The 25,487-nt window shown below is 57.9% G+C and carries 25 protein-coding genes and 2 pseudogenes; 14 read left to right on the top strand and 13 right to left on the bottom strand.

The window, feature by feature from the left end; translation table 11 throughout:
• A partial coding sequence (locus NP552_RS25275; protein ID WP_274097286.1) for a transposase occupies positions 1-213 on the bottom strand: 213 nt, incomplete at its 3' end.
• A gap of 1,008 nt (positions 214-1,221) precedes the next feature.
• Here NP552_RS25275 and NP552_RS25270 point away from each other — a divergent pair.
• The gene (locus NP552_RS25270) at positions 1,222-2,370 is read left to right on the top strand and encodes a nucleoid-associated protein (RefSeq protein ID WP_274097285.1); all 1,149 of its coding nucleotides are present in this window, start codon (positions 1,222-1,224) and stop codon (positions 2,368-2,370) included.
• Between the two features lies 1 nt (position 2,371).
• On the top strand, positions 2,372-3,679 hold the full coding sequence (locus NP552_RS25265; RefSeq protein WP_274097284.1) for a hypothetical protein: 1,308 nt from the start codon (positions 2,372-2,374) through the stop codon (positions 3,677-3,679).
• Here the strand turns inward: NP552_RS25265 and NP552_RS25260 are convergent.
• Positions 3,602-4,159, bottom strand: coding sequence for a tyrosine-type recombinase/integrase (locus NP552_RS25260; RefSeq protein ID WP_274097283.1), 558 nt, complete (start codon positions 4,157-4,159; stop codon positions 3,602-3,604). The genes NP552_RS25265 and NP552_RS25260 overlap by 78 nt on opposite strands.
• Positions 4,160-4,238: 79 nt before the next feature.
• On the opposite strand from NP552_RS25260, the gene NP552_RS25255 reads away from it, so the two are divergent.
• The 4 genes and pseudogenes from NP552_RS25255 (at position 4,239) to NP552_RS25240 (ending at position 7,907) form a co-directional block, all read left to right on the top strand.
• Positions 4,239-4,568 (top strand): hypothetical protein, encoded by a 330-nt coding sequence (locus NP552_RS25255; RefSeq protein ID WP_274097282.1) that lies wholly within the window; start codon positions 4,239-4,241, stop codon positions 4,566-4,568.
• A gap of 4 nt (positions 4,569-4,572) precedes the next feature.
• Positions 4,573-4,962, top strand: a pseudogene (locus NP552_RS25250) (antiterminator Q family protein).
• Between the two features lie 85 nt (positions 4,963-5,047).
• A complete protein-coding gene (locus NP552_RS25245) occupies positions 5,048-6,109 on the top strand; it encodes a DUF4062 domain-containing protein (protein ID WP_274097281.1) in 1,062 nt (353 codons plus the stop codon).
• 635 nt (positions 6,110-6,744) lie between these two features.
• Positions 6,745-7,907, top strand: a pseudogene (locus NP552_RS25240) (IS3 family transposase).
• A gap of 648 nt (positions 7,908-8,555) precedes the next feature.
• Here NP552_RS25240 and NP552_RS25235 read toward each other — a convergent pair.
• The 4 genes from NP552_RS25235 to NP552_RS25220 all read right to left on the bottom strand — a co-directional run bounded on the left by NP552_RS25235 (position 8,556) and on the right by NP552_RS25220 (position 11,112).
• Complete coding sequence (locus NP552_RS25235) at positions 8,556-8,855, bottom strand: hypothetical protein (protein WP_043861032.1); 300 nt, start codon at positions 8,853-8,855, stop codon at positions 8,556-8,558.
• Positions 8,856-9,155: 300 nt separating this feature from the next.
• Positions 9,156-9,434: a hypothetical protein gene (locus NP552_RS25230; protein ID WP_152644101.1), complete on the bottom strand. Its 279-nt coding sequence runs from the start codon at positions 9,432-9,434 to the stop codon at positions 9,156-9,158.
• Between the two features lie 207 nt (positions 9,435-9,641).
• On the bottom strand, positions 9,642-10,310 hold the full coding sequence (locus tag NP552_RS25225) for a GntR family transcriptional regulator (RefSeq protein ID WP_043861034.1): 669 nt from the start codon (positions 10,308-10,310) through the stop codon (positions 9,642-9,644).
• Positions 10,311-10,377: 67 nt separating this feature from the next.
• Positions 10,378-11,112 carry an SDR family NAD(P)-dependent oxidoreductase gene (locus tag NP552_RS25220; RefSeq protein ID WP_043861035.1) on the bottom strand — a complete coding sequence of 245 codons (735 nt, stop codon included), beginning with the start codon at positions 11,110-11,112 and terminating at the stop codon, positions 10,378-10,380.
• Between the two features lie 185 nt (positions 11,113-11,297).
• Here NP552_RS25220 and NP552_RS25215 point away from each other — a divergent pair, with 185 nt between their 5' ends.
• Genes NP552_RS25215 through NP552_RS25205 form a run of 3 tightly spaced genes read left to right on the top strand, consistent with a single transcriptional unit; the run spans position 11,298 to position 14,770 of the window.
• Positions 11,298-12,329: an ABC transporter substrate-binding protein gene (locus tag NP552_RS25215; protein WP_054916130.1), complete on the top strand. Its 1,032-nt coding sequence runs from the start codon at positions 11,298-11,300 to the stop codon at positions 12,327-12,329.
• A 57-nt stretch (positions 12,330-12,386) separates the two neighbouring features.
• A complete protein-coding gene (locus NP552_RS25210) occupies positions 12,387-13,454 on the top strand; it encodes a phosphotransferase (RefSeq protein WP_274097280.1) in 1,068 nt (355 codons plus the stop codon).
• Positions 13,451-14,770, top strand: coding sequence for an aspartate aminotransferase family protein (locus tag NP552_RS25205; RefSeq protein WP_274097279.1), 1,320 nt, complete (start codon positions 13,451-13,453; stop codon positions 14,768-14,770). Before NP552_RS25210 ends, NP552_RS25205 begins: the two co-directional genes overlap by 4 nt.
• Positions 14,771-14,791: 21 nt before the next feature.
• On the opposite strand, the gene NP552_RS25200 is transcribed toward NP552_RS25205, so the two are convergent.
• The 3 genes from NP552_RS25200 to NP552_RS25190 all read right to left on the bottom strand — a co-directional run bounded on the left by NP552_RS25200 (position 14,792) and on the right by NP552_RS25190 (position 17,430).
• Entirely contained in the window at positions 14,792-15,301 is a 510-nt protein-coding gene (locus NP552_RS25200) for a flavin reductase family protein (RefSeq protein ID WP_054916127.1), read from the bottom strand.
• 85 nt (positions 15,302-15,386) lie between these two features.
• On the bottom strand, positions 15,387-16,418 hold the full coding sequence (locus NP552_RS25195; RefSeq protein WP_043861040.1) for a methionine synthase: 1,032 nt from the start codon (positions 16,416-16,418) through the stop codon (positions 15,387-15,389).
• A 28-nt stretch (positions 16,419-16,446) separates the two neighbouring features.
• Positions 16,447-17,430, bottom strand: coding sequence for a DUF1852 domain-containing protein (locus NP552_RS25190; RefSeq protein WP_274097278.1), 984 nt, complete (start codon positions 17,428-17,430; stop codon positions 16,447-16,449).
• Between the two features lie 335 nt (positions 17,431-17,765).
• On the opposite strand from NP552_RS25190, the gene NP552_RS25185 reads away from it, so the two are divergent.
• Positions 17,766-17,948, top strand: a complete 183-nt coding sequence (locus NP552_RS25185) for a hypothetical protein (RefSeq protein ID WP_054916126.1) — start codon at positions 17,766-17,768, stop codon at positions 17,946-17,948.
• Positions 17,949-18,038: 90 nt separating this feature from the next.
• Here the strand turns inward: NP552_RS25185 and NP552_RS25180 are convergent, their stop codons facing one another.
• Together NP552_RS25180 and NP552_RS25175 are read right to left on the bottom strand one after the other, a co-directional pair.
• Entirely contained in the window at positions 18,039-18,503 is a 465-nt protein-coding gene (locus tag NP552_RS25180; protein ID WP_274097277.1) for a hypothetical protein, read from the bottom strand.
• A 36-nt stretch (positions 18,504-18,539) separates the two neighbouring features.
• Positions 18,540-19,727, bottom strand: coding sequence for an MFS transporter (locus NP552_RS25175; protein ID WP_274097276.1), 1,188 nt, complete (start codon positions 19,725-19,727; stop codon positions 18,540-18,542).
• A gap of 234 nt (positions 19,728-19,961) precedes the next feature.
• Here NP552_RS25175 and ggt point away from each other — a divergent pair, with 234 nt between their 5' ends.
• Both ggt and NP552_RS25165 read left to right on the top strand, forming a co-directional pair.
• Positions 19,962-21,740 (top strand): gamma-glutamyltransferase, encoded by a 1,779-nt coding sequence (gene ggt, locus NP552_RS25170; RefSeq protein WP_274097288.1) that lies wholly within the window; start codon positions 19,962-19,964, stop codon positions 21,738-21,740.
• A gap of 76 nt (positions 21,741-21,816) precedes the next feature.
• Complete coding sequence (locus NP552_RS25165) at positions 21,817-22,284, top strand: YbaK/EbsC family protein (protein WP_043861044.1); 468 nt, start codon at positions 21,817-21,819, stop codon at positions 22,282-22,284.
• Positions 22,285-22,398: 114 nt separating this feature from the next.
• On the opposite strand, the gene NP552_RS25160 is transcribed toward NP552_RS25165, so the two are convergent.
• Positions 22,399-22,713: a hypothetical protein gene (locus tag NP552_RS25160; RefSeq protein ID WP_043861086.1), complete on the bottom strand. Its 315-nt coding sequence runs from the start codon at positions 22,711-22,713 to the stop codon at positions 22,399-22,401.
• Between the two features lie 96 nt (positions 22,714-22,809).
• Between NP552_RS25160 and NP552_RS25155 the strand changes: the two genes are divergently transcribed.
• Together NP552_RS25155 and NP552_RS25150 are read left to right on the top strand one after the other, a co-directional pair.
• Positions 22,810-23,187, top strand: a complete 378-nt coding sequence (locus tag NP552_RS25155; RefSeq protein WP_274097275.1) for an SH3 domain-containing protein — start codon at positions 22,810-22,812, stop codon at positions 23,185-23,187.
• Positions 23,188-23,304: 117 nt separating this feature from the next.
• On the top strand, positions 23,305-23,610 hold the full coding sequence (locus NP552_RS25150) for an NIPSNAP family protein (RefSeq protein WP_043861047.1): 306 nt from the start codon (positions 23,305-23,307) through the stop codon (positions 23,608-23,610).
• 78 nt (positions 23,611-23,688) lie between these two features.
• On the opposite strand, the gene NP552_RS25145 is transcribed toward NP552_RS25150, so the two are convergent.
• Positions 23,689-25,179, bottom strand: coding sequence for an aldehyde dehydrogenase family protein (locus tag NP552_RS25145; RefSeq protein WP_043861048.1), 1,491 nt, complete (start codon positions 25,177-25,179; stop codon positions 23,689-23,691).
• Between the last annotated feature and the right edge of the window lie 308 nt (positions 25,180-25,487).

The following is a 25,487-nucleotide window of genomic DNA, read 5'->3' as shown; positions in this document are numbered from 1 at the left end:
TTTTCGCCAAACCCGAAACCGTTGATACACCGTTGACCACGGGCCAAAGCGCTCCGGCATATCTCGCCACGCAGCACCTGAGCGGAGCACCCAGAGCACGCCATCGAGCATCAGGCGGTCGCTCAGGCGGGGCCGCCCCCGGCCATGGGTTTCGGTGAAGAGATCAGCAACCACAGCCCAAGCCTCATCCGAAAGTTCGTAACGCTTTGCCATCACAGGATTCCTTTCCGTAGATGGTTGGAAACCTTACAAAAAATCAGCTTCCGAGGGACGCCGATTAGGTTTCTCGGGATTTCGTACAGAGCCTAGCTTGATTTCAGCCCATGGCAGCCCCAATGAGTGCCCTGAGAGTGGGATCCTCGGCTGAGGAGGGGAGGATCTATAAGAAAGCCGTGACAAGACATCTCTCCCTGTTGTCTGGGGTGGGGGAGGGGTAGCCGGGTTGGTGGTTTAACCCCGATGGAGTCCACACTTAATGGATCGCGGCCTCAACCAACTGGGTGTAGCAGCCGAGAGCAGTACGTCTTATCGCGATGGAACGCTACTGAGAATAGATTAGGAGCGTTTCCTTTGAGAGGTGCGCGATTGGGCTGGCAACGAGGTGATGACCTGATGGGCAGATGTCCAGATGTCCAGCCAAGACCATCATCTCGCGCTCCGTTAATGCCGAGGGGCGCAGTCAAGCGTTTAGCCGTTCGGTAAGATGCAACACCCTAAGCTGCAACTAGTTGCGTCTTTCTGGGCGAGAAAATGAAAAAGCTTGAAAGGCCCGGTTTTATTGGGTTAAGCTTGTTTTCAAGGTGAGCAGTGAAAAGAGCGAACCACCCGTATAAGGGGGCTCTCCTTAGAGAAGGGTTCGAATCTCTACGCTTCCGCCATCTTCAAAGCCCTGATTAGTCAGGGCTTTTTGCGTTTTTGGGGGTCCAATTTTTAGCTAGTCCCCGTTCCTTGATTTCCGCATTTTTGTCTTCTATTTCCGCAAGTCACGGTTCGGGCAGTCCTGCATGCCGCGCCTTTGACTGTATGTCCATACAGTGCTAGTCTCGTCCGTAATGCCTCTTGGCCATTACGCATCTGAGGTGTATATAGGTCGGAGACGACATGGACGTCAGCGGCACAGAGTTGGTTTCTGGTTTCCATGTCAATACTTCGAGCTTGTGCGGCAGGGTTGTGTCTTAAGCGCAGCCCGAGTCGGACAGCATTGCGCATGGGGCTATCTGATTGAATACGTTTTCCGCATCAACCAATGCCAATATCCCGGAGCTCGTTGAGAGCGAAAACTCTGTTAATGTACCAACTATTGAAGTGGTTGCTGCCATAACAGCATCTTTGGAGAAGGATCCAGAGCTTCAACGGAAGCCATTTAAGTATTTGATGGGGGCTGTTTGGAATTTAAAAAACAAAGCTGCCATTGATTTTATAGAGCAGATTGAGAAAAAGTTCAGGAAGAAGAATAAGTTCCATAGTTATTTTTCCGGCTTGCCCTCCAATCAAACGCCACAGAACTTGCAGAAATATATAGACTCTGACCTGCCATTTCATGATTTGGCACAGGCAGAAATGAGGCTCCTCGTAAGCTTTGCGAATGAGGCTGAGCGGGCGTCACTATCTGGTGGTAATCTTGTTTTTATTCATTACAAAACTCCTGGTGATGAGGAAGATCATGGCCGGTTGATGGTTGTAATGGTTGACAAGAAAGGCGCGTTTGAATTTGACGAGGAGAGTTTGGAGCCTAAAAGACTGCAGCCCATAGATACCGATGCGTTGAGGCAGGCGGCAATGTTTGATTTGACATTGTTCTCAGCTATTTATCCGGAAAAAACAGGGGCTGCTTATCTTCATTTTATCGAAGGTAGGTCTAAGTCAGAGTTCTTCAAGTCTGCGTTGGGCTGTGATAGTGCGGTCTCTAACAAGCAAAGTGTTGCTAATCTTTTTGAGGCTATTAAGCAGTTCTCATCTTATAACTCCTTGAAAATTGGGGTTCAAGAGAAAATCACAGAAAAAGTTTATGAGCATATTGAAAGGAATATAGGCAAGCAGGTTGCGCTTGTCGATATCCAGCATATCATTGATAAACAGTTGCCAGATGGTCACAAGGCGGTTGGGCAGTTTTCCGAGTATGCTAATGAAAACGGCTATCAGGTAAACTCTGTATTTGAAGCTACTAGGTACTCTTTGAATAAGGGGGTGTCGATCCAAATTAAGGATTTTCAAAATAATTATTCGGTTTCTGTTAAGTCCAAGTCGATAGGTTATTCGGGTGGAGACAAGCCGGTAACAGTTGATGAGAATTTGACATACATTATGATCCCGTTATCCCCTGAAGATCGTGATAATATTCGTGCGGCGATTGGGGAAAAAGAGAGCTAAGATGCAACAAGTAGCTGGCCTGCTCAAGCAGGCCAAATTTGAAATTGAAAATGGGTATCTAGAAGTATACTCAGATCGAGACAAATTGGACGCTCTCTACGAAGCGGTGCGTAGCCTTGGATATGAGGATGACTGCAGAGTAGAGGGGGCTATCGGAAATTGTTATTTATCGCTAAATTTGAGCGTTGACTCGTGGCCAGTGCAGAATCCTTTTTTTCCGACCATGCTTGATTTCTGGCAGCATGTACTTCGAAAGGGTATGCCTGAAAAGTTTTATATTCTAGATAGTCAGGCGTTCAATGGTCAAGAACCGGCCAACTCAGATATTGGATCTATAGCGTATTACCTTGAGTGGAGGTCCCTGCTTTTTTCTTTGAAAGATCGAGGGGGCGGTGACGGATCTGATTCGACACTTCTGTACTTCATCAGCACCGAGAAAGGTGCAAAAATGTATGAAGTAAATCCAAGGGGGATAGAGTTAGAACAAGTTAAGGAAGGGTTTAAGGGGCTGGGTGAGGATAAAGATGTAACCCATTTGGCCGATATGATTGCTATCTCTGACGGACATCAAAAGGAACGGCGTGATGTTCTGAGAGCTTCGCTTGCAGAACTCTTGGAGGAACATCACGCCGGATCCTCGATTGCATGGCTACTTAAGCAGGGAGGAAGGCTTAGAAAAAAGTATCAAGAAAATTATGATGTGTACTTGCATAAGTTTTCTGTAAATAAGCTTCTTTCTGAGATTGAGGAAAAGTCGACGGACTATATTTCTAAAATCAATGACTCGATTTCTTCTAGCCAGTCCAAGGCTTTCGCTATACCAGGGGCTTTAATTGCAGTAGGGGCTTTGATAAGGAATCCAGAGCTGCTTCCCTTGCTATTTGTTTGTGCTGGCTTGTTAAGTGTTTCTCTTTTGACGTTCGTTGCTAATAATATTCATTGTGAAGCTTACTGCGCGCTAAGAGAACAAGTGCAGCGCTCGCTTAAGCGATACGAAGTTATAAAGAACGAGGATGCGGTTAGGGTTAGTGCGGAGGAAACGAAAAGAAAGCTGCTTGGGTTGATTGATAGGGCGATTAAAAGATTGAATTTCATAAATCATCTGTCAGTCGTGGTTTTTTTTGTTGGCGTGGCCTATACATTATATGTGAGTCCTGATGCCTTGAGTCTTTCGCGAAAGTTTCTGGGCGGTGTTGTGGGTTTTTTTGGGGTTATTTACAGTTTTGGTTTTTCAGCGGGTTGGCTTTACTATTTCTCCTGCGCGGCGATATACAGTAAGGGTTATCCTCTTGTCAGTATGGCCAAGTAACCGGCTGGCATGCGTCAAATCACCAATTTCGCTTGCCACCTTTGGGCGAATATCACGGAATTGGAACTTACGAATCTGCTGTGCCAAAAGCTCATCCTGGGCTTTGAGTGCATGCCCAATAGCAGATTTCCTGGCATCATCGAAGCGAAGTCTCAGCATAGAAGCAGTTACGTTGCGGCCGTCCTCAGTGGTGATCAGATAAGGATTTCGAACACCACGCTCTTTGCGTTGCTTCATTAGCCTCTCCACGAGCAAGCCTAAATTGTTGGCCTGGTTGCTGGAGCTGAGTTCAATCCGCAGTTTCTTTGCTGTTTTATCCTGTGAAACTTGCAGGTGTCCCTCTATGCAGTCCGCTGCCCTCATGGAAAGTACGTCGGCCGGGCGCTGGCCCGTCAAGTAAGCCAAATCCATCGTGTCCCGTAATTCAGGCACAGCACATTCATAGACCGCATCCCATATCTCGGGTTGACGGGCGTGCAATCCGCAATTCCTCACAACGCGCTGCAGCCCAAGGTACGCAAGGCGCGCAGCCCAATCGGCGAATTTGTTACAGGGGAGAATGCAGAACGTGAAAAAGGGCATGGACCATGGCTTTAAAAGGCTGCGCCTGGACCTCGTTCAGTGCTCGGTCTGCAGGGGTAGGGCGGTTGCAAAAGGGGTCTTCTTTGAGCTGGTCTGCACTGATTGCAATGGCTCAGGTTGGGTTGTTGAGGGTTCTAGGTTGGTGCTTCCGCTCGAGGAGTTGGTGACGCAGTTGAGTTTCAAATTGCAGCATGCCCAGAGACAAATTGAAGCGCTGAAAGGGCCGATCAGAGTAGTCGGCCCGCAGCAGCAATACCAAGAATCGAACCGCCTGGGGGCGGGCAGCACAAATTACACAGGGGATTGAAAACATGATGATTCGTAAGCCGGCAGGCCGACCATTTGGAGATACCGAGTACCTGCTGGAGTAATGGGGGTGGTGGCGTATGGATGGGGCAGGTCTGCCTATTTACACTTCGCCGACCTTTGCGCTGATGCGGCAAGCATTACCGCAGCCATCGGTGAGCAAGAACTATTGCATAACCGATGAATGGGCACTTGTCATCGACAGTGCAGTAGCCCGGCTTGCGGCTCGCGATCAGCAGATGCGGGACGTTATTTGATTGTACTTCGGTGCCAAGTGGCCGATGGTGCGAGTTGGCAAGCACTACGGTCTGAGTGAGGGGAAAGCAAGAGAGCTAGTAAGAGCGGGGGCGGCTTGGATTGATTGGGCTGTTACAGGCATGCGGGATGTTGCATGATTTCCTTCAGGTGCAGGCAGGGCAAGGGTTCCGAAAGTCAAGGTCTTGTGGTTAATGACCTCTCGCTTGGATTTTTTAAAGCTTAATGGAGACGAAGTATGGAGTATCGACAAACAGGTGGCGTTTTGATAGCGTGCTTCCGATTGCGCTCAGGGTGGTTAAGTCGGATGGGGTGTCCTTCCGTTCCACACAAATATTCTTCGTCAGTGAATGGAATGTCATGGCAAGGCCAAGGGTTTTTGTTTCATCAACTTATTATGACTTAAAGCATATTCGTAATAGCTTAGAGATATTTATCCAGGACTTAGGGTATGAGTCTGTTCTCTATGAGCAAGGTGACATACCTTTTCATCATGACTCTCCACTGGATGTGTCCTGCTATGATGAAATAAAGAGCTGTAACATACTTGTTCTAATTATAGGCGGGCGGTATGGTAGTCCAGCATCAGATGCGGATATAGATTCTGGTTTGGATTTTTATAATTCAGTTACAAAAAAAGAATATGAAACTGCAAGGGAAAATGATATTCCGATCTACATTTTTATAGAGAAAAATGTGCACTCGGAATACCATACCTACAAAAAAAACCGTACGAACGAATCAATAAAGTACGCTCATGTGGATAATGTAAGCATATTTAAGTTGGTTGATGAGGTGTACGCGCAAAAGCGAAATAACTTAGTGCGCGATTTTGAAAATTTTGATGATATTTCAAGTTGGCTGAGGGATCAGTGGGCTGGGCTTTTTGCGGATTTATTGGCTGGCAAAAAGCGAGATAATGACCTTGAGGAACTATCCGTTCAAGTGTCTGGATTGAAAGACTTGAGTTCTGTGCTTAAGAGTTACACGGAATCAATCATGTCTAAGCTTCAGCCAGATGATTTTGAACAGATCATTAGCACTTCAAATAAAGCTCTGAAAGAAAAATCGCTTAAAATTTTTGAACAGCATCCAATGATCGAATATTTCTTAGATAACTCGCCGAAAGGAGTCGGTTTGATAAGGCTTTATGATGCTTTCCAGAACAGCGAATCGGTTGAAGAGTTTCTTATAAACGCGAACTTTAGTCCGGAGTTTGTAGAAGATATGAAGGGGCATAAAGCTGCGAACAAAGACTTCAATCACCTGAAAAGGGAGCTAGGGTAAGCGGTCTGGTGAATAGACACATGTTTATGTGGGTTCATTCAGGGTGGCGGCGGCGAGTGATTGAAGAAAAGCTTTTCCGCGCGGAATAAACCTGTTTCTATTGCAACGTGTGTTGCTGCGAACGCATCGCGACGCCTTCAAGAGCCCGGCCAAACTAGCCGGGTTTTTTTTGTGCCCATATACAAGTCCAGCCATCGTGCGGTGCTTTTTCGTTTTCGGCCCCTTACCTGGCTCTTTGCATCAGGCGGATGACAGTGTCATGGAGGCCGAACCTATTTGAGGACTACAGATAAACACTGAGCATCAGGCGCTCGCCGATGTGCCCCTTTGGCTGTTGGTGCTGCTGAGTATGGCTGGTCTATCAGGGGAATGCTGCGGGCTTCAGGGGCCGATCTAAGTCTGCGTCAGATTCTGCAGCGAGTGGCTTTACGCTTCCTGGCACCAGGTCTGCTTGGCATGGCGACGCTGCTGCTCGCCTTAGCGTTGTGGGGAAATCTGTATGATCCTCATAACTTACTATATTGAATTTCTCTTCTGGCTTGTTCATTCCAAACATCATGTGAAGAAGGTTTGTAGTGGTCTAATGATTCCGGACACCCATTTAGGCGAGAATGCTCGCTACAGAGAGGTGTCCGATGACCAAGCAACGCCGTACCTTTACCCCTGAGTTCAAACGCGAAGCTGCCTGCCTGGTGCTCGACCAAGGCTACAGCCACATCGAAGCAGCCCGTTCGCTCGGCTTGGTGGAGTCGGCCCTGCGTCGATGGGTCAACCAGCTCCAGTAAGAGCGAGGCGGTGTCACTCCGACCAGCAAGGCGCTGACGCCCGAGCAGCAAAAAATCCAGGCATTAGAAGCCCGAATCAATCGGCTGGAACGGGAAAAATCGATCCTAAAAAAGGCCACCGCGCTCTTGATGGCCGAGGAACACGAGCGTTCGCGTTAATCGATCAGCTCCGCTCTGAAGAGCCTGTTGATCTGTTGTGCTCGGTATTTGAAGTCACCCGATCTTGCTACTACGCGCACTGCCGAAAACGTCGAATTCCCGACGTTGAGCGGCTGGTTTTACGCAGTCGAGTGAACGAACTGTTCACCCAAAGCCGCAGCGCGGCGGGCAGCCGAAGCATCATGTTCATGATGCGGGAGGACGGCATAGAAATTGGGCGCTTCAAGGTGCGTAAGCTGATGAGCGAAATGAAGCTAATCAGTAAGCAACCCGGTTCACATGCCTACAAAAAAGCGACGGTCGAGCGACCAGATATCCCGAACGTGCTAGATCGAGCGTTCACCGTACCGGCACCAAACGAAGTTTGGTGCGGTGACATCACTTATGTCTGGGCTCAAGGTCGCTGGTACTATTTGGCTGCCGTCATCGATCTATTCGCCCGCCGCGTGGTGGGCTGGGCATTTTCAGCGAAGCCCGATGCCGACCTGGTGATCAAGGCATTGGACATGGCCTATGAACTGCGTGGTCGGCCACAGAGCGTGCTGTTTCACAGCAACCAAGGCAGCCAATACGGCAGCCGAAGCTTCCGTCAGTGGCTGTGGCGTTATCGGTTCAAACAGAGCAGGAGTCGACGGGGAAACTGCCACGACAACGCGCCGATGGAGCGGTTGGTTCGCAGTTTGAAAACAGAATGGGTGCCAACAGTGGGATACATGAGTGCTTCCCTGGCACAGCAGGATATTGGTCGGTTTTTGATGCAGCGCTACAACTGGCAACGGCCACACCAATTCAACGGCGGACTAGCGCCCGCCGTGGTTGAAGAAAAACTTAACGCAGTGTCCGGGATTAGTTGACCACTACACAAACAGGGAGCGTGGCAATGGGGTGGAGAAGCAAGCTGGTGGCGCTCAGGCAAAGGTTCACGCGTCGGCAGCGGTTAGTTGTTGGTGGCGGCGTGTTTGTGGTCGCCCAAGTGGGCTCTTTCTCGTACCCGAGCCAATACTGGCTGTACCTGGTGATCTTCGGGGTTATCGTCCTGAGCAGCGCCTGGTCACCCGAACTGCACCGGAAGCGTTGATGCTCTGACGGGCAGCGTCGTCATTGAAGCACTCGCCAGCTCTTGGTAGGCCCGCTAATTGGTCTGGCTACGAGTGCCAGCCCGCCCGCACCGAACATCGCTGTCGAGGATGCTGGCCTCACTGTAAGCGATGACCCGGCGCACAACCAGTAGTGCTGCCTGGTAGACAGGCACTATTTTTCTCTCTGAAAAAATTAGCCGCGCAAAAGAATCGGGCTGTTTCGTGCACTATTTTTTCAAGGCGCTCAGGTGCGTGGCGAGTGAACGACGATTGGCGGGTGGGCTGATCAGGGCCTAAAAAGAAAAACTTGCGAGCAGGCCATGGCGGCCTGCTGCAATAACAGTCAGGAGTAGCGAGTGCAGTAGTGTTTTTTACTTTACAGCTTTTCTGGAGGGCTACTCTTTTTGCGGTGCTGTCTGGTTTTTAAGATGCACTCCGGCAGCTTTCGCAGCGCCATCCCTTGTAACTTTCTGCTTTTTCAAGCGCTGCAACCAAATCACGACCGGCTATCGTGTTTTGGCAGTTGTTGTGTTTTTCGTTTGGTTTTCTCATCCCCTCGCATTGTTTCTTCAGGAAGGGGCTCACCACCGCCTGCTGCCTTGACGTAAGCGCTCTGAAACCCTTGTCTACGGCTAGCTGGGCGTAGCTTTGTACGCTCGGCTTTTCACCTTGAAATGCGTTCTGCGCGATAAGGGCCGAGAAAATCTCTCGCTCGATAGTCATTCGTTAATCCTTTATTCAACCAACAAGTTTGCTCATGTTTTTTATTATTCTGAGCAATGCGAAAGCATACGTTACCATCGGGTGAGGTTTTATTGAACTGGGTTTCCATCCAGCTATAAAAACGCACGGCTTCACATTTTTTGGTCAATAAAGGTTGGGTTCCTGGTATTTAAAATATTTCAACAGGTCATTGTTACAATTTATTTCTTGTTCAAAAAAAGTTTCGCTCTCACTTTAATGGGGTCGTGCACCGTGTAAGTTTCCTGCCTTTCCCACTAAGTTTTACGGTGACGACACGCCTTATGAGTTTTTATGAAGTTCCGCGATTTCCTGTGCCGGGCTGCCACTGAGTGCGCAGCTCGTGGGGAACACCCGCCCTGTCGATTTCAGTTGCAGGTCGTGCAGGTCCTTCGTCAGCCCCTGGTTCATCGCCACAAGCTTGGCAATGTTCCTGCGCGCCTTGCCCAGCTCTCGGGTCAGGTATTCGGCCTCATTCGTAATGAGCACCACCTGGTGCTTCCACATCTCCAGCTCAGTGGGCGCTCCGAAGCCGTCAAGGTCTTCAATGTCTTGGGTCATTTCCGCCACCATATGGATACTGTTTGCATATACAGTAATCCAGTCGGGCGAGCACGGCGAGCCGAGGCGACGAATTGCACGGGGAGGGGGATTTTTTCGGTCGGCAGGACGCCGGAACAGGGGTGAGAATCGGTTTCAGAACGCCAGCGGCGCCACTTGCAGCATGCGGCCTGTCGCATGCCGAGTTATCGCCAGCACCACGCCCCTTCAGTCATGCTCCATCTGAACATACTCCAGCATCTTCTGGCTCCCATCCAGAATGTCACTGCAGATCGCCAGGCGAGCCGCCGCACCATCGCGCTGCTTCAACGCCTCCAGCACATCCCAGTGATGATCAATCGCCATGCGCTCGTTGAACCCGCCGTAGGCCCGGGCAATCAGCGGCCCGGTACGCATCCACAACCCATCCAGCAGGCTGACCAGCACCGGCATATCGGCGATTTCCGCCAACCTGAAGTGAAACTCGTGGTTGAAGGTCAGCGCGGACCTCAAGTCATTGTCCTTGATCGCCACCAGGTTGTTCTGAATGCAGGTTTGCAGCCGCGCCACTTGCTCCTCGGTCGCCAGCGATGCAGCTGTTTCGGCCGCCAACCCCTCGAGCGAGAGCCGGATGCTCCTGATCTCCAGGTACTGCTTGGAAGTCAGTACCGGCACACGAATGTCCCGCGGTGTCTTCAGAACCAGCGCCTGCTCCTTTGCCAGTTGAAGAATCGCGTCCCGCACTGGTGTGACACTCGTACCCAGCTGTTCGGCAAGGTCGCGTATGCGCAGCCGGTCGTTAGGCTGGAAGCGCCCTGTAATCAGGGCTTCGCGCAGCAGGCCATAGATACCGCTGCCAAGGTAGGAGTGTTTCAGGTGCTCAATCGGATAATTCATCGCGTACTCGTGTGCGGCGCAGGCCCGGCGGGAGAGGGGAGGCTACCGGCAGCGATTATCGAGTAACTCAAACATGTTGCCCACCGTTTACATGGATTTCTGCGCCATTGACGTACGAAGCGCCCTGCGTGCAGAGAAAATGCACCAACGCCGCGACCTCCTCGGGTTTGCCCATGCGTTTCATCGGGATCGATCGCTCCACGATCAGCTCGGTGCCAGCGGACAGGATGGAGGTGTCGATCTCCCCCGGGGCGATCGCGTTCACCCGAACCCCATAGGGCCCGAAGTCGTGCGCCATCTCGCGAGTCAGCGCCGACAGCGCCGCTTTGGAGCAGGCATAGGCCACCCCTGCGAACGGGTGCACCCGCGAACCGGCAATGGAGGTGACGTTGATCACCGAGCCTTTCGCCGCCTTGAGCTCCTCGAACAACCCCCGTGCCAGCAGGGCCGTCGAGAAGATGTTCACGTTGAACACGTTCAGCCAGGTCGAGTAGTCGGACTCCAGCACCCCCAGTCGCTCCCCATCCGGGCCTTTGGGTGAAACGCCGGCGTTGTTGACCAACGCATCCAGCCGCCCCCCGAGTTTTTCCCGGATTTCCGGAAGCCTGCGCTGTATGTCCTCCACGCTCCCCAGGTCGAGGTGAATGTGGTTGGCGATGCCTTCGGCCCAGGGGCAGCCTTCGCCCAGGTCCTGCCTCGAGGCGGTAAACACGCGCCAACCCGCAGCACTGAAATGTTTCACGGTGGCGTGGCCGATGCCCCGGCTGGCACCGGTGAGAAGCAGCGTACGTTGATCGGTCATGGCGGGTTCCCTGTTCATTGGTGAGGGCAAGTGTAGCGTAAAATATGATGCATCATATTTATTATGTGTTTTAATGCGTCCCGTCCCCACCGGGGAAGCGTCACGTTCGATCGATTGCTGCCACTACAAGAAAACTGCCATCCCTTTAAAGCTGCCCACGACCCGTAGCTGACCTGGAGAGACGCATGAATAAGAAAATCGCAGCTGTACTTTTGCTCGCAACCATCGCAAGCCCGCTGTATGCCGCTGAAAAGCTGACCGTGGTGTCCTTCGGCGGCAACAACCGCCAGGCGCAGGAGAAGGCGTTCTACAAACCCTTCACCGCCCAGACCGGCGTGGCCATCACCGCCGACGACTACAACGGCGAAATGGCCAAGATCAAGGTGATGGCCGACACCGGCAAAACCAGCTGGGATGTGGTGGAGGTCGAATCGCCCGAGCTCATCCGTGGTTGCAGCGAAGGGGTGTTCGAACCGCTGGACTGGAGCCGGATAGGCAACAAGGAAGACTTCATTCCTGCGGCCGTCAGCGACTGTGGTGTCGGCATCTTCATCTGGTCCACCGTGCTGACCTACGACCCCAAGAAGCTCGCCTCCAGCCCGCAAGGCTGGGCCGACTTCTGGGACCTGAAGAAGTACCCCGGCAAGCGCGGCCTGCGCCGCGGCGCGAAGTTCACGCTGGAGTTCGCGCTGCTGGCCGATGGGGTAGACAACAAGGACCTCTACACGCTGCTGGGTACTGAAGAGGGTGTCAAACGTGCGTTCAAGAAGCTCGATGAAATCAAGTCCAGCATCCAGTGGTGGGACTCCGGCGCGCAGCCGCTGCAATGGCTGATCGCCGGTGACGTGGTCATGACCTCCGCCTACAACGGCCGTGTCACCTCTGCCCAGGAGGAAGGCCAATCGTTCGCGATGCAATGGAATGGCAGCCTCTACGACCTCGATCACTGGGCCATCGTGAAAGGGGCGCCGAAAAAGGAATTGGCCGAGCGCTTCATCGCGTTCGCCAGCGAGCCCATGCAACAGAAGAACTTCGTCGAGGCCATCCCCTACGGGCCCAGCAACACCGGCGCGATGGACCTGCTGGACAAGCGCGTGGGCGAAAAACTGCCCACCGCCCCGCAAAACCTGAAAAACGCCCGTGCCACCGACGCCGAGTTCTGGATCGACCACGGTGAGGACCTGGAGGAACGCTTCAACGCCTGGGTCAACAAGTGATGCATGGCGCCCCTGAAACCGGGGGCGCCATTCAAAGGCCGTATAAGGATGCGAGTCATGCCCCTTGAAAATCTGGCTGTCGATGACAGCCTGCTCGAAGCTGCTCCGGCACGGGTCACCGATGCGCAGGCGTGTGCAGTGCTGCGCCAGCAATTTGGTTTGAGCGGCACGCTCGAAAAACTGGGCGGCGAGCGCGACCTCAATTTCCGCGTGATGCTCGAAGGCGGCTCATCCCGGTTGTTCAAGCTCTCCCACCCGCTTGAAAACCCCGATGTGGTCGACTTCCACAACCAGGCGATGCGAAGAATCGAGCTTCGCGATCCCGGGCTTGCGGTTCAGCGCGTGCACCCCTCGCTTGAGGGCCAGTACGCCACCTTCGTCGAGATCGACGGGCAGCGCATGCTGGCGCGGCTGCTGTCCTTCGAAGATGGCATGCCCCTTCACTGCGTGAGTCACCCCACACCGACGTTTCGCCGGGTCATCGGGCAGTCCATCGCCCGGCTTGACGTGGCGCTGCAAGGGTTTGCCCACCCCGCCGCCGGGCATGCGCTGCTGTGGGACATGCAGCACGCCGCGCACCTTCGACCGCTGCTGGTGCACATCGAACCCGGTCCCGGACGAAGCCTGGTGCAGCGCAGCCTCGAGCAGTACGCGTCGGCGGTGGTGCCAAGCATCCCCGGGCTGCGCAAGCAGGTCATTCACAATGACACCAACCCGCACAACATCATCGTGGATGCCCACAACCCCGATGTGCTGCGCAGCATCCTCGATTTCGGTGACATGGTGCATGCGCCCCTGGTCAACGAGGTCGCGGTTGCCGCTTCCTACCACCTTGGGCAGGTAGGCGATGTACTGGAGCCGGCCCTGGATGTGATTGTCGGCTACCACCAGTGCAACCCCCTGAACCAGCAGGAGCTGGCGCTGCTGCCCGAGCTGCTGGCCACGCGCCTGGCGTTGGCCCTGTGCATCAACTCCTGGCGCGCCGAACTGCATCCGGACAATCGCCAGTACATCCTTCGAAACACCCAGCGTGCCTGGGCAAGCCTGAAGGCACTGTCGGCGCTGTCTCGCGCTGAAACAGAGGACCGAATTGCTTCGGCCTGCCTGCGAGCAAATCGAGCATGAGCATGATCAACGGCTTCACGTCAGCCGACGCCACCCGGCTTTCGGCATCGCAGCGACGCCTGATCGAGCGCCGCGAGCGGCTACTGGGCCCGGCATACCGTCTGTTCTACGAGCGACCGCTGCACACTGTTCGAGGGGAGGGCGTATGGCTCTTCGACGAGCAGGGCCGTCGTTACCTGGACGCCTACAACAACGTTGCCTCCATCGGTCACTGCCATCCCCGGGTGGTCGAGGCGATGCATCGGCAGTCGCAGGTGCTGAACACGCACACCCGTTACCTGCAGGAGGGCATTCTCGACTATGCCGAGCAGTTGCTCGGTACCTTCACCGATGACCTGGATCGCGTCATGTTCACCTGCTCCGGGAGCGAGGCGAATGATCTGGCGCTGCGCATCGCCAGGCACTGCACCGGTGGCACCGGCGTCATCATCACCCGGTTCGCCTACCACGGCGTCACCGCAGACATCGCCGAGCTTTCACCATCGCTTGGCAGCGCCATGGTGCTCCCGGCGCATGTGCGCACCGTTCGCGCACCTGACGCTTACCGTCTGGGGGCCGAAAACGTGGCGTCGATTTTCGCCGCAGACGTGCGCGCCGCAATCGATGACCTCAAGGCGCACGGCATCCGCCCGGCGGCAATCCTGCTGGATGGCATCTTCTCCAGCGACGGCGTGCTGCCCGGGCCGGCGGGCTGTATCGCCGAGGGTGTGGCGCTGGCCCAGGCCGAAGGCCTGCTGTACATCGCCGATGAGGTACAGCCGGGTTTTGCGCGTACCGGCCTTAACATGTGGGGGTTTACCAGGCACAACGTGCGCCCGGACCTCGTCACCCTCGGCAAGCCCATGGGCAATGGCCAACCCATTGCCGGCATCGTCGGGCGCTCCCAGGTGGTCGATCACTTCGGCAGGAGCATGCGCTACTTCAATACCTTTGGCGGCAACCCGGTCTCGTGCGCGGCAGGTCAGGCGGTGCTGGACGTCATCCGTGAAGAACACCTGCAGCAGAGGGCCCATCACATTGGCAGCTACCTGCTGGACGGCCTGACACGGCTTGCCCAGCGCCATGAACTGATCGGCGACGTCAGGGGGGCCGGCATGTTCCTTGGGGTTGAGCTGGTCACCGACCGCGCCACCAGGGCACCCGCAGCCAGGCAGGCCCGCCAGGTGGTCAACGCGATGCGCGAGCAGGGCGTGCTGATCAGCGCCGCTGGTCCGCACCAGAACGTGCTCAAAATCCGTCCGCTGCTGGCGTTTACCGAAGAGCATGCGCAGATGCTTGTGGAAGCGGTCGATACCGCGATGCAAGGGGCTTGTTGAGAAGGCCAGGCCCCTTGTTCGTCAGCCTGCGCCGTGGGCGGCGAGGTTGCAGTATTGCCCCTTGAAGTACAGCAAGGGCTGTGTGGCAGCAGTTTGCTGCAGGTTCAGCGCCTTCACTTCGCCAATCACGATCAGGTGATCACCGGCGACGTGTTCGGCGTGGATCTCGCAATCGAGCCAGTGCAGGCTGCCGGCAATGATCGGGTTGCCCAGTGGCGATGCCTGCCATTGCACGCCCTGCCACTTGTCGGTACCTCGTCGGGCGAACTGGTTGGAGATCCCGACCTGTTCACCGGACAGGATGTTGACCGCGAAGCGGCCTGCCTGGCGGATCCTGGGGTAGCTGGCCGAACCGGCCATCACGCTGAACGACACCAGCGGCGGGCTCATCGACACGCTATAGAACGACTGGCAGGTAAAGCCGACCGGCTCCTCCTCGATCTGCGACGTGATCACCGTGATACCGGATGCGTAGTGCCCGAGCGCTTCGCGAAAGCGCAATGGCTCGATGGCAGTACTGGAACGTGACATGGTAGGTCCTGGCTGAAGGGGCGGATCCAAAGGCGGTGGGGAGGGGGCAAGCCGCTCGATCAGCGCTGCAACCCCTCCTGCACCCTTATCGGTTCAAGAGCTCTCTGCGCACGATGTCCGCGCCGGCGCTCAAGGCGTTCAGCTTGCCGCGTGCCACCTCGCGGGGCAGAGGGGCCATGCCGCAGTTGGTGCACGGGTAGAGCTTGTCGGCGTCCACGAACTGCAGCGCTTTGCGCAGGGTGTTGGCCACTTCCTCGGGTGTTTCGATGGCGTGGTTCGCCACATCGATGGCCCCCACCATCACTTTCTTGCCGCGAATCAGCTCGATCAGGTCCATCGGGACATGGGAGTTGTGGCACTCCAGCGAGATGATATCGATGCCGGATTTCTGCAGCTTGGGGAAGGCCTCCTCATATTGGCGCCACTCCGAGCCCAGCGTCTTTTTCCAGTCGGTATTGGCCTTGATGCCGTAGCCGTAGCAAATATGCACGGCCGTTTCACATTTGAGCCCTTCGATCGCCCGTTCCAGTGTGGCCACGCCCCAGTCATTCACCTCGTCGAAGAACACGTTGAAGGCAGGCTCGTCGAACTGGATGATGTCCACGCCCGCCGCCTCCAGCTCTCGGGCTTCCTGATTGAGGATCTTGGCAAATTCCCAAGCCAGCTTTTCCCGGCTTTTGTAGTGGCTGTCATACAGCGTGTCGATCATGGTCATGGGGCCGGGCAGGGCCCATTTGATGGGCTGGCTCGTCTGCTGGCGCAGAAACCTGGCATCTTCGACAAACACCGGTTTCTGCCTGGCAACAGCGCCCACAACGGTCGGCACGCTTGCGTCATAGCGGTCACGAATTCTGACGGTTTCGCGCTTCTCGAAATCCACTCCGCTCAGGTGCTCGATAAAGGTGGTAACGAAATGCTGGCGGGTCTGTTCGCCGTCGCTGACGATATCAATGCCTGCGTGTTGCTGTTCCTGCAGGGCCAGGCGCAAGGCGTCCTGCTTGCCTTCGAGCAGCTCCTCGCCGTGCAGCTTCCAGGGCGACCAGAGCGTCTCGGGTTGTGCAAGCCAGGACGGTTTGGGCAGGCTGCCAGCAGTGGAGGTGGGTAGCAGTTTTTTCACGATAGATGACCTTGTATGTTCTGAATGATCAAAGCGCGTATTGGGCGGACCATTGCTCAAGCACGGTCTGGTAGGGCTTGATGAAGTGCTCTTCGACAAACCTGCCCTGTTCGATGGCCAACTGACTGCGCTCTTCTCGATCGTAGACAATGCGGGTCAACGAGTAATCCTGGTGATTCAAGCTCGGCTGATAGGATCGACCTGCTGCTGAATTCGCGTTGTAGATTTCAGGGCGATAGATCTTCTGGAAGGTATCCATCGTGCTGATGGTGCTGATCAGTTCAAGGTTGGTGTAATCCCCAAGCAAGTCCCCAGCAAAGTAGAACGCCAGCGGTGCCACGCTGTTGGCAGGCATGAAGTAGCGAACCTTCAGGCCCATCTTCCGGAAGTACTCATCGGTCAGGGAATATTCGTCCTGCTGGTATTCGGTGCCCAATACCGGGTGCTGGTTTTCGGTGCGCTGATAAGTCTTGCTGCTGGAAACACTCAGGCAGATGACCGGTGGTTTTTTGAAGTGTTCCTTATAAGTGCTCGAGTTCACGAAATGCTTGAACAGCTTGCCGTGCAGCTCGCCGAAATCATCCGGCGTACTGAACCCCTGCTGGTTCTTGTTGTGCCCCAGCAACAGCACGCTGAAGTCATAATCGCGCACGTACGAGGAGAAGTTGTTGCCTACGATGCCCTCGATGCGTTCGCTTGTTTTGCGATCCACAATGGTGGTCTGCAATATTTCAATCAGCGGCAGGGCGGTGTCCCTGTGCTCGACATCCATGTTCATTTCCACGGAAATGATTTCAAGTTCGACGTTGTAGCGGTCGCCTTTCGGGTTGTCCCAGTGCGCCAGGGCATTGAAACGATTGTCGATCATCGTCAGGGTGTTGCGCAGGTTCTCCTGGCGACGCTGCCCCCTCGCCAGGTTTGCGAAGTTGGTGGTCGTGCGGGTGTTTTCAGCGGGGCGATAATGTTCGTCGAAACGAATACGCTTGATCGAGAATGTAAATGCTGTGCTCATTTTAATCGGGTGCCCTGATGGTCCGAGATAAAAACCGAATCTACATTTGCCCTCTTCGGCAAGTTTGATTCGTTGTAGGTTTTTTTGCTCGGGCGTCTTGAAGTGTTCCTTAATTGGGGCGTATTTTATGTCCGGGCATCGAACGAGTTAAATTGAATTGATTTCATGGGAACGTTAGCCACCCTCATGATGCTCATCTGCAGGGCTTGTGATTATTATTTTCCGCCTTGACCAATAAGCGGCAGGTTCGCTTTTTCAAGATGCGCGCAGGCCATGGTGACCATTGAGGCCTCAAGGCGCTGGAGGCCATGGCGTCACTTGTTGCGGATATATAAATGAAACCACTGATCACGGCCCTTGCGCTGTTCATCCTCGCCGGCTGTACCTCCAGCGGCGCTCCCACGGCTGAGCAGCAAACCCGGGAATGCATGAACTATCACGCCATGATGACCGCGCCCATGGCGCCCGATGCCATGCAGCGCCTCAAGGCTGCATGCGAACAGTCCAGGCTTCGATAGCGGCCTAGGCTCTGTACGAAAAGCCTTGATACTCGATGATGCTGCGTTGAAAACAGCCTGACCTTCGTCTCAAGACTTTTCATACAGACCCTAGTCCCAGGCCATCACCACGCCTTCCAGCCGGCGAAATTCATCCAGTGTGTGGTGGAATTCGGCGCGTTCGAAGGTGGCGGTGCACGCGGCCTCGAACCAGCTGACGCGGGGCTGCTCCAGGGTGATCACCTCGTGCAGCAGGCCGAAGCGCCGCCAGTGTATGTGATCCTCATGGGCGTGTTGCTCCACGACGATGACCGTGCAACTCAGGTCCAGGTCATCGGAGCACACCAGCAGCGGCACCAGGGTGGTCCACCCAGGGGCAGTGGAGTAGCTGCGGTCCCACACCAGTTCATTATCGTCTTCGCCGTAGAGGCCGGCATGCGCTGCCACCAGATGAAGCTGTGCAGCGGGGTCTCGTGTTGGCAGCCAGACTTCCAGCGGCGCGCCATCGATGGCGAAGGTCGAGTAGAAGCCCTGGCTGTACTTCGATTTGAAGCTGGCGATTGAAAGCTGGTTCACGTTGGTTTCTTTCCTTTGGCAAAACCTGGCAGGCCCTCAGTGCCCGCCCTTCATCCGCCGCGCCACCAGGTAGATCCCCAACCCCACCAGCGCAGTCGCCGCGCCAATGTAGCCGGTACTGGTCCAGCCGAACCCCGCGGTAATCGCCATGCCGCCAAACCATGGCCCCAGCGCATTGGCCAGGTTGAACGCCGCATGGTTCGATGCCGCCGCCAGGCTCGGCGCTTCATGTGCAATGTCCATCAGGCGAATCTGCAAGGGGGCGGCCAGTGCGATCATGGTGCCGACCAGCCCGCAGCCCAGCAGCACGCCCCACGGCGAACTGGCCGCGAAGGGGAACAGGCTCAGCACGAGAATCGACCATACCAGCACCAACCCCACCGCGCGAAACTGCAGGCGGTCGAACAGCTTGCCGCCCGCGATGTTGCCGATGATGCCGCCCACCCCGAACGCCGCCAGCCCGAATGGAATCCACTGTGGCGACACCTTGGTCACCTGCAGCATGGTCGGCGCCAGGTAACTGAACACGCAGAACATGCCGGCAAAACCGATCGAGGCGATGGCCAGCGCCATCCACACCTGCGGCAGGCGAAACGCCTGGAGCTCCTTGCGCGGGTCGCTGCGCACTTCATCGTGACGCTGCGGCACGTAGCGCCACACCAGCCCGATGGTGCACAGCGCAATCGCGCCCACCAGCACGAACGCCGCACGCCAGCCGAAGAACTGCCCCAGGAAGGTCGCCACCGGGTTGCCCAGCAGCATCGCCAGGGTGAGCCCCATCATCACCCGTGCCACCGCGCCCGCGCGCTGGTCGGTGGCCACCATGCTCGAGGCCACCACCGCCGCGATGCCGAAGTAGGCGCCGTGGGGCAGGCCGCTGATAAAGCGAAACGCCACCAGCCCGGCGAAGGAGGGCGCCAAGGCCGTGGCCAGGTTGCCGAGCGCATACAGCGCCATCAGCAACAGCAGCATGTGCTTGCGCAGCAGCTTGGCGCCCAGAATCGCCAGGGCCGGCGCACCCACCATCACGCCCAGGGCATAGGCGCTGATGGCATGGCCCACCTGGGGCTCGCTCAGGTGCAGGTTGCTGGCAATGTCGGGCATCAGCCCCATGATCGCGAACTCGCCGGTACCGATGGCAAAACTTCCCAGGGCCATGGCGGCTTCCATCTTGCCGACGGTGGCTCTGGAATAGGCGAGTGGCGGCGCTTGCTGAATGGTCATCTGAATCCTTGAAACAAACTGAAACGTTAAAGCGGGAAGCTTAATCAATCTGCACCCTACGCGTCGAGAATCAGGGCACGCGCATTGGATTCGCCGCACAAGGCGCGGTGAGTGCCGGGTCTACTCGCGTCAATCACGCTACCATTGCCCGCGTTCCCCAAACGCTCAATGGAGTTGGTCTTGACCGGTTACCCAACCACCCGCAAACACCTGATGCACGCCCTCGGCTTCTCGATGGCAGCGTTGCTGCTCGGCGCCTGCACCAGCGCAACCCCGCCTGCGCCATCCAGCACCGCCTTGCCCGCCGCCCCGGAAATCGCCTCGGGCTACCGCACAGGCATGGCCCCGGTACAGGCACAGCACCATATGGCCGCGGCAGCCAACCCCCTGGCAAGCGCCGCCGGCCAGGCGATGTTGCGCAAGGGCGGGTCTGCGATCGATGCCGCCATTGCCATGCAGGCGGTGTTGACCCTGGTGGAGCCGCAGTCCAGCGGCATCGGCGGCGGCGCCTTCATCCTGTACTGGGATGGCAAGCAGGTGCAGGCGTTCGATGGGCGGGAGACGGCGCCCCATGGGGCCGACAGCCGCCTGTTCCTGAAGCCGGACGGTACGCCGATGGGATTCAAGGACGCCCAGATCGGCGGTCGCTCGGTGGGCGTGCCCGGTGTGCTCAGGGCCCTGGAGATGGCGCACCAGCAACACGGCAAGCTGCCCTGGCGCGCGCTGTTCCAGCCGGCCATCGATTTGGCCCGCGACGGCTTCCCCGTGTCTGCGCGGCTGCACGCCCTGATTGCCGCCTCCACCTCGATACCGCAGTCGCCTGCACTGGCCCGTTACCTGCTCACGCCCCAGGGCCAGCCCTTGCCCGTGGGCACGCTGCTGAAGAACCCCGAGCTGGCGCAAACCCTGGAGGCCATCGCCAACCAGGGCCCGGACGCCTTCTACCACGGGCCCATCGCCGAGGCGATGGTGCAGCAGGTCAATACCCACAGTAACCCCGGCACGTTGTCGCTGAGCGACATTGCAGGCTATCGGGCCAAGGTGCGCGCGCCGGTATGCGGGCCGTACAAGCAGTGGACGGTCTGCGGCATGCCGCCACCGTCGTCCGGTGGCGTCGCGGTACTGCAGACGCTGGGCATCCTGGAGGCGCTGCAGCGCCAGAAACCGGCACTGGACCTGGCCGCGATGGCACCCGAAAAAGCTCGCCCCGGGGGCGTCATGCAACCCTCCGCGCAGGCCGTGCACCTGATTGCCGAAGCCGAGCGCCTGGCCTATGCCGACCGCGCCCTGTACCTGGCCGACGGCGACCAGGTGCCGGTCAATGTGCCAGGGCTCACCAGCAAGGCGTACCTGGCCCAACGCGCCACGCTGATCGGTGACCGGAGCATGGGCGTCGCCACTGCCGGTGTGCCGCCCGGCATGCCCCTGGCATGGGCGCCTGACCGCTCGCCGTTGCGCATTTCCACCTCGCAGATCGTCGCGGTGGACGATCAGGGCGGCGCGCTGTCGATGACCACCTCGGTCGAGGCGGCGTTCGGCTCTCATGTGCTGGTCAAGGGCTTTCTGCTCAACAACCAGATGACCGACTTTTCGTTCATCCCCGAGGAGAACGGCAAGCCGGTGGCCAACCGCATCGCACCGGGCAAGCGGCCGCGCTCCTCGATGGCGCCGACCCTGGTGTTCGACCAGGCCAGCGGCCAGCTGGTGGCCGCCCTCGGCTCGCCCGGCGGCTCGCAGATCATCGAGTACGTGAACAAGGCGCTGATCGGCTTGCTGGACTGGAACCTCGACCCGCAGCAGGCCGTCGACCTGCCCAACTTCGGCAGCCGCAACGTCGGCACCGAAGTGGAGGCCGGGCTGATCGGCCCCGCCCTGATCGAGCAGCTCAAGGCCCGCGGGCATGCGGTATCGCCCATCGAGATGACCAGCGGCACGCAGGTCATCGTGCGTGATGGGCAGGGCTGGTCGGCCGGTGCCGACCCACGTCGCGAGGGCGTCGCGTTGGGCGACTGAGTTTTTTGCCTGCCCAAGCTGGTAGGGTACGCAACGGTATCCCGCCAGGGCTGTTTTTTCAGAGGATCAAGCGAAGATGAGTCTGCAGTCAGTCAAAGCGTTTTTCTCCCACCATTCACCCGACCTGCAGGTGCTGGAACTGGCGTCCAGCACCGCCACCGTCGCCCTGGCCGCCGAGGCGCTGGCGGTCGAGCCGGGGCAGATCGCCAAGTCGCTCTCGCTGCGCGTGGGCGAGGAGGTGATCGTGCTGGTGGTACGCGGCGATGCGCGCCTGTGCAACCGCAAGTACAAGCAGCAGTTCGGCGTCAAGGCACGCATGCTCGAGGCCGAGCAGGTCGAGCAGCACACCGGCCACCCCATCGGCGGCGTGTGCCCCTTCGGCCTGAGCCAGCCGCTGCGGGTGTACTGCGACGAGTCGCTGAAGGACTTCGAGGTGGTCTTCCCCGCCGGCGGTGCGGTCAATGCGGCGGTGCGCATCGAGCCCGAGCGCCTGGCCACCCTGGTCAACGCGCAGTGGGTCGACGTGATCCAGCCACTGGCCTGAAGTCGTCAGGCGCGCAAGCGGTGGTGGCGCGGGGTTATGAAAACCGCTCGATTATCCGTTGCAGGGCAAGGGCGGGCAGGCCGACTTGCCACAGCAAGCCGGCCTGCCCGGGGGTCACACGCAGATCTGCTTGCGCGCACCGCGTGGCAGGCGGCAACGGTCGGCCTGGCTGCTCAGGCGGGCCTGCCAGCTGGCCTTGACGCTGAACGCGGGCACCGGCGCCGGCGCGGCCTGTTGCTGGCGCTGCTTGCGCAGTTCGGCCAGCGAAGGGGTCTTGGCCTTGGCGGCCACGGCTGCGGAGTCGGGGGCTGCCAGCGAGCGCAGGCAGGACTTGCACGACACCTGATCCGCTGCCTGAGTGCTGTTGAGGGTCTGACTGGTACGCCCGCAGGCGGCATTGGCGCCGTTCGCCGAATAGTGTGTAACCAAACCGTACATCTCCAACCTGTTGATAACAAAGGCGCTATTTTCGCACAGCCGCGCCGCTGGGTGGGCACCGGCTTCAGTTCACCAAGGAGAAGACACATGCAATACCGCGTGATTAAAGCGCACCGCAGCGAATTCCCTCAGCCCATCACCTTTGCCAAGGGGGCCGTGCTGGAGGTGGGGGATGTGTACCAGGGCGATGAAGGATGGGACAACTGGTACTTCTGCACCACGCCCGGCCAGCAGGGTGGCTGGGTGCCGGCGCAGGTGATCGAAAGGCTGGGCGAGCAGGCAGGCCGCGCGCGCGAGGACTACACCGCCAGGGAGCTGGACGTGGACATTGGCGATGAAGTGCTCTGCGTGAGGTCGCTCAACGGCTGGTCCTGGTGCACAAGGCCGCGCGACGCGCAGGCCGGCTGGGTGCCTTCAAGCCATCTGCGCCACATCGAACAGGCGCCGGCGGCACCGACCCGCTGAAGGGCTGCACGCGGGTTCAACGGTGCGAGCGCTGATGCTCGCTGCACCTGTCGCGTATTGACGCCCGCCCGTGACGCCCACTAGGCTCGCTGCCGGTCCCTTTCATGGAGTGCTGCAATGGTTACCTGCTACCTGCGCTACATCGTCGATGCCTACAAGCTGCAAGAGTTCGAAGCCTACGGGCGCATGTGGATACCGCTGGTGGAGAAATTCGGCGGCCAGCACCATGGCTACTTCCTGCCCAGCGAAGGCGCCAACAACGTCGCCCTGGCGATGTTCTCGTTCCCGAGCCTGGCAGCGTACGAACGTTACCGCGAACAGTCGAAAACCGACGCCGAGTGCATCGCCGCGTTCAAGTACGCCGAAGACACCCGGTGCATCATCAGCTACGAGCGCAGTTTCTTCCGCCCTGTACTGGGCTGACCCCATCACGGCGCAAGCCCCCTCCTGTGGGAGCGGGCTTGACCCGCGATCGGGCCGCAGAGCGGCCCCAACTGCCGCCTACAGCTTCATCACCACCGACTTCAGCTCGGTGTAATGCTCGATGGCCGCCGCGCCCATCTCGCGCCCCACGCCCGACAGCTTGTAGCCGCCAAACGGCAGCGCCGGGTCCAGCGCACTGTGACAGTTGACCCACACCGAGCCCGACTTGATGCGCGGCACCATGCGGTGCACCTGCGCCAGGTCGTTGGACCAGATGCTCGCGCCCAGGCCATAGGCACTGTCGTTGGCCAGGCGAATCGCCTCGTCCATGTCGTCGAACGGAATCGCCACCAGCACCGGCCCGAAAATCTCCTCCTGCACCAGCGGGCACTGCTGGTCGACGTCGGCAATCACCGTCGGCTGCACGAAATACCCCGGCCCGTAATACTCGCCGCCACACGCCACCTTGGCGCCCAGCTCGCGGCCCATGTCGATGTAGCGGCCCACCCGTGCCTGCTGCTTGGCCGAGATCAACGGGCCCATGTCGATGCTCGGGTCCAGGCCATTGCCCAGCTTCATGCCGTTGGCGATGCCGGCAATATCGGCCACCACGCGGTCGAAATGCTTGCGGTGCACATACAGGCGCGACCCCGCGCAGCACACCTGCCCCTGGTTGAAGAAGATCGCGCTGGCGGCACCGGCAGCGGCCACCTCAAGGTCGGCGTCGGCCAGGATGATGGTCGGCGATTTGCCGCCCAGCTCCAGCGTCACCCGCGTCATCGAATCCATCGCCGCCTTGCCGATCAGCTTGCCCACCTCGGTCGAGCCGGTGAAGGTCACCTTGTCCAGCAGCGGGTGCGCCGACAGCGCCGCACCGGCCACCGCGCCCACGCCGGTGACCACGTTGAACACGCCCGCCGGGTAGCCGGCCTCCAGTACCAGTTCGGCCAGCTTGAGCGCGCTCAGCGGGGTCTCGTCCGCCGGCTTGAGCACCACGCTGCACCCGGTGGCCAGCGCCGGGCCCAGCTTCCAGCAGGCCAGCAGCAGGGGGAAGTTCCACGCCACGATGGCACCCACCACACCCACTGCCTCGCGGCGCACATAGGCATGGAACTCGCCGTCGAACAGCGGCAGCGACGGGTCGACCGTGGTGCCTTCGATCTTGGTTGCCCAGCCGGCCATGTAGCGCAGCGAGTCGATGGCCATCTGCACGTCCATCACCCGCGCCACCTGCGCGCTCTTGCCGTTGTTCAGGCATTCGAGCTCGGCGAACACCTGGGCATCGCGCTCGATCAGGTCGGCCAGCTTCCACAGCAGGTTCTGGCGCTCGCGTGGGCGCATGCGGCTCCAGGGCGAGTCATCGAACGCCTGGCGCGCGGCACGTACCGCCTGGTCGACATCCTCGACCGTGGCGGCAGGCACCTGGGCCAGCGCCTGGCCGTTGGCCGGGTTGAGCAGTTGCAGCGTGGCGCCATCGCTGGCGCCGCGCCAGTCGGCACCGATCAGCATGCGGTGCTGACGCTGCACGAACGCCTGGGTATCACTGTGAACCGGGAAGGCATGGGTCATGGGTGTGGCTCTCTTGTTATTGAAAGGAACCCGAGGCATTCAGCAACCCTTGTGCCAGCTTTTTTCTACTACCAAAGTACTTGTTTTTCAGGGGTTTGGAGGGCTTGAGCCGGTTCTGTGCGTATTAGGTCGAGACAAACGGTGAGACACATGAGACGCCCCTGAGAAACCCCGCAAAGCCTTGCAAACCGGGCCTGCAACGCGGCAGGTGGCAGCCGGGCACCTCACCGCAGGTTGACGTCCTCAAAGCGCAACCAATTGATATCAATGGATTAATTTCGTTGGCACGAAGCCTGCTACGGCCTGTG

This window comes from Pseudomonas sp. 8209, from assembly GCF_028682105.1.
Lineage (GTDB): Bacteria > Pseudomonadota > Gammaproteobacteria > Pseudomonadales > Pseudomonadaceae > Aquipseudomonas > Aquipseudomonas palmensis.
Note: the sequence above shows the minus strand (reverse complement) of the source record. Positions and strands in the feature narration are given on the sequence as shown.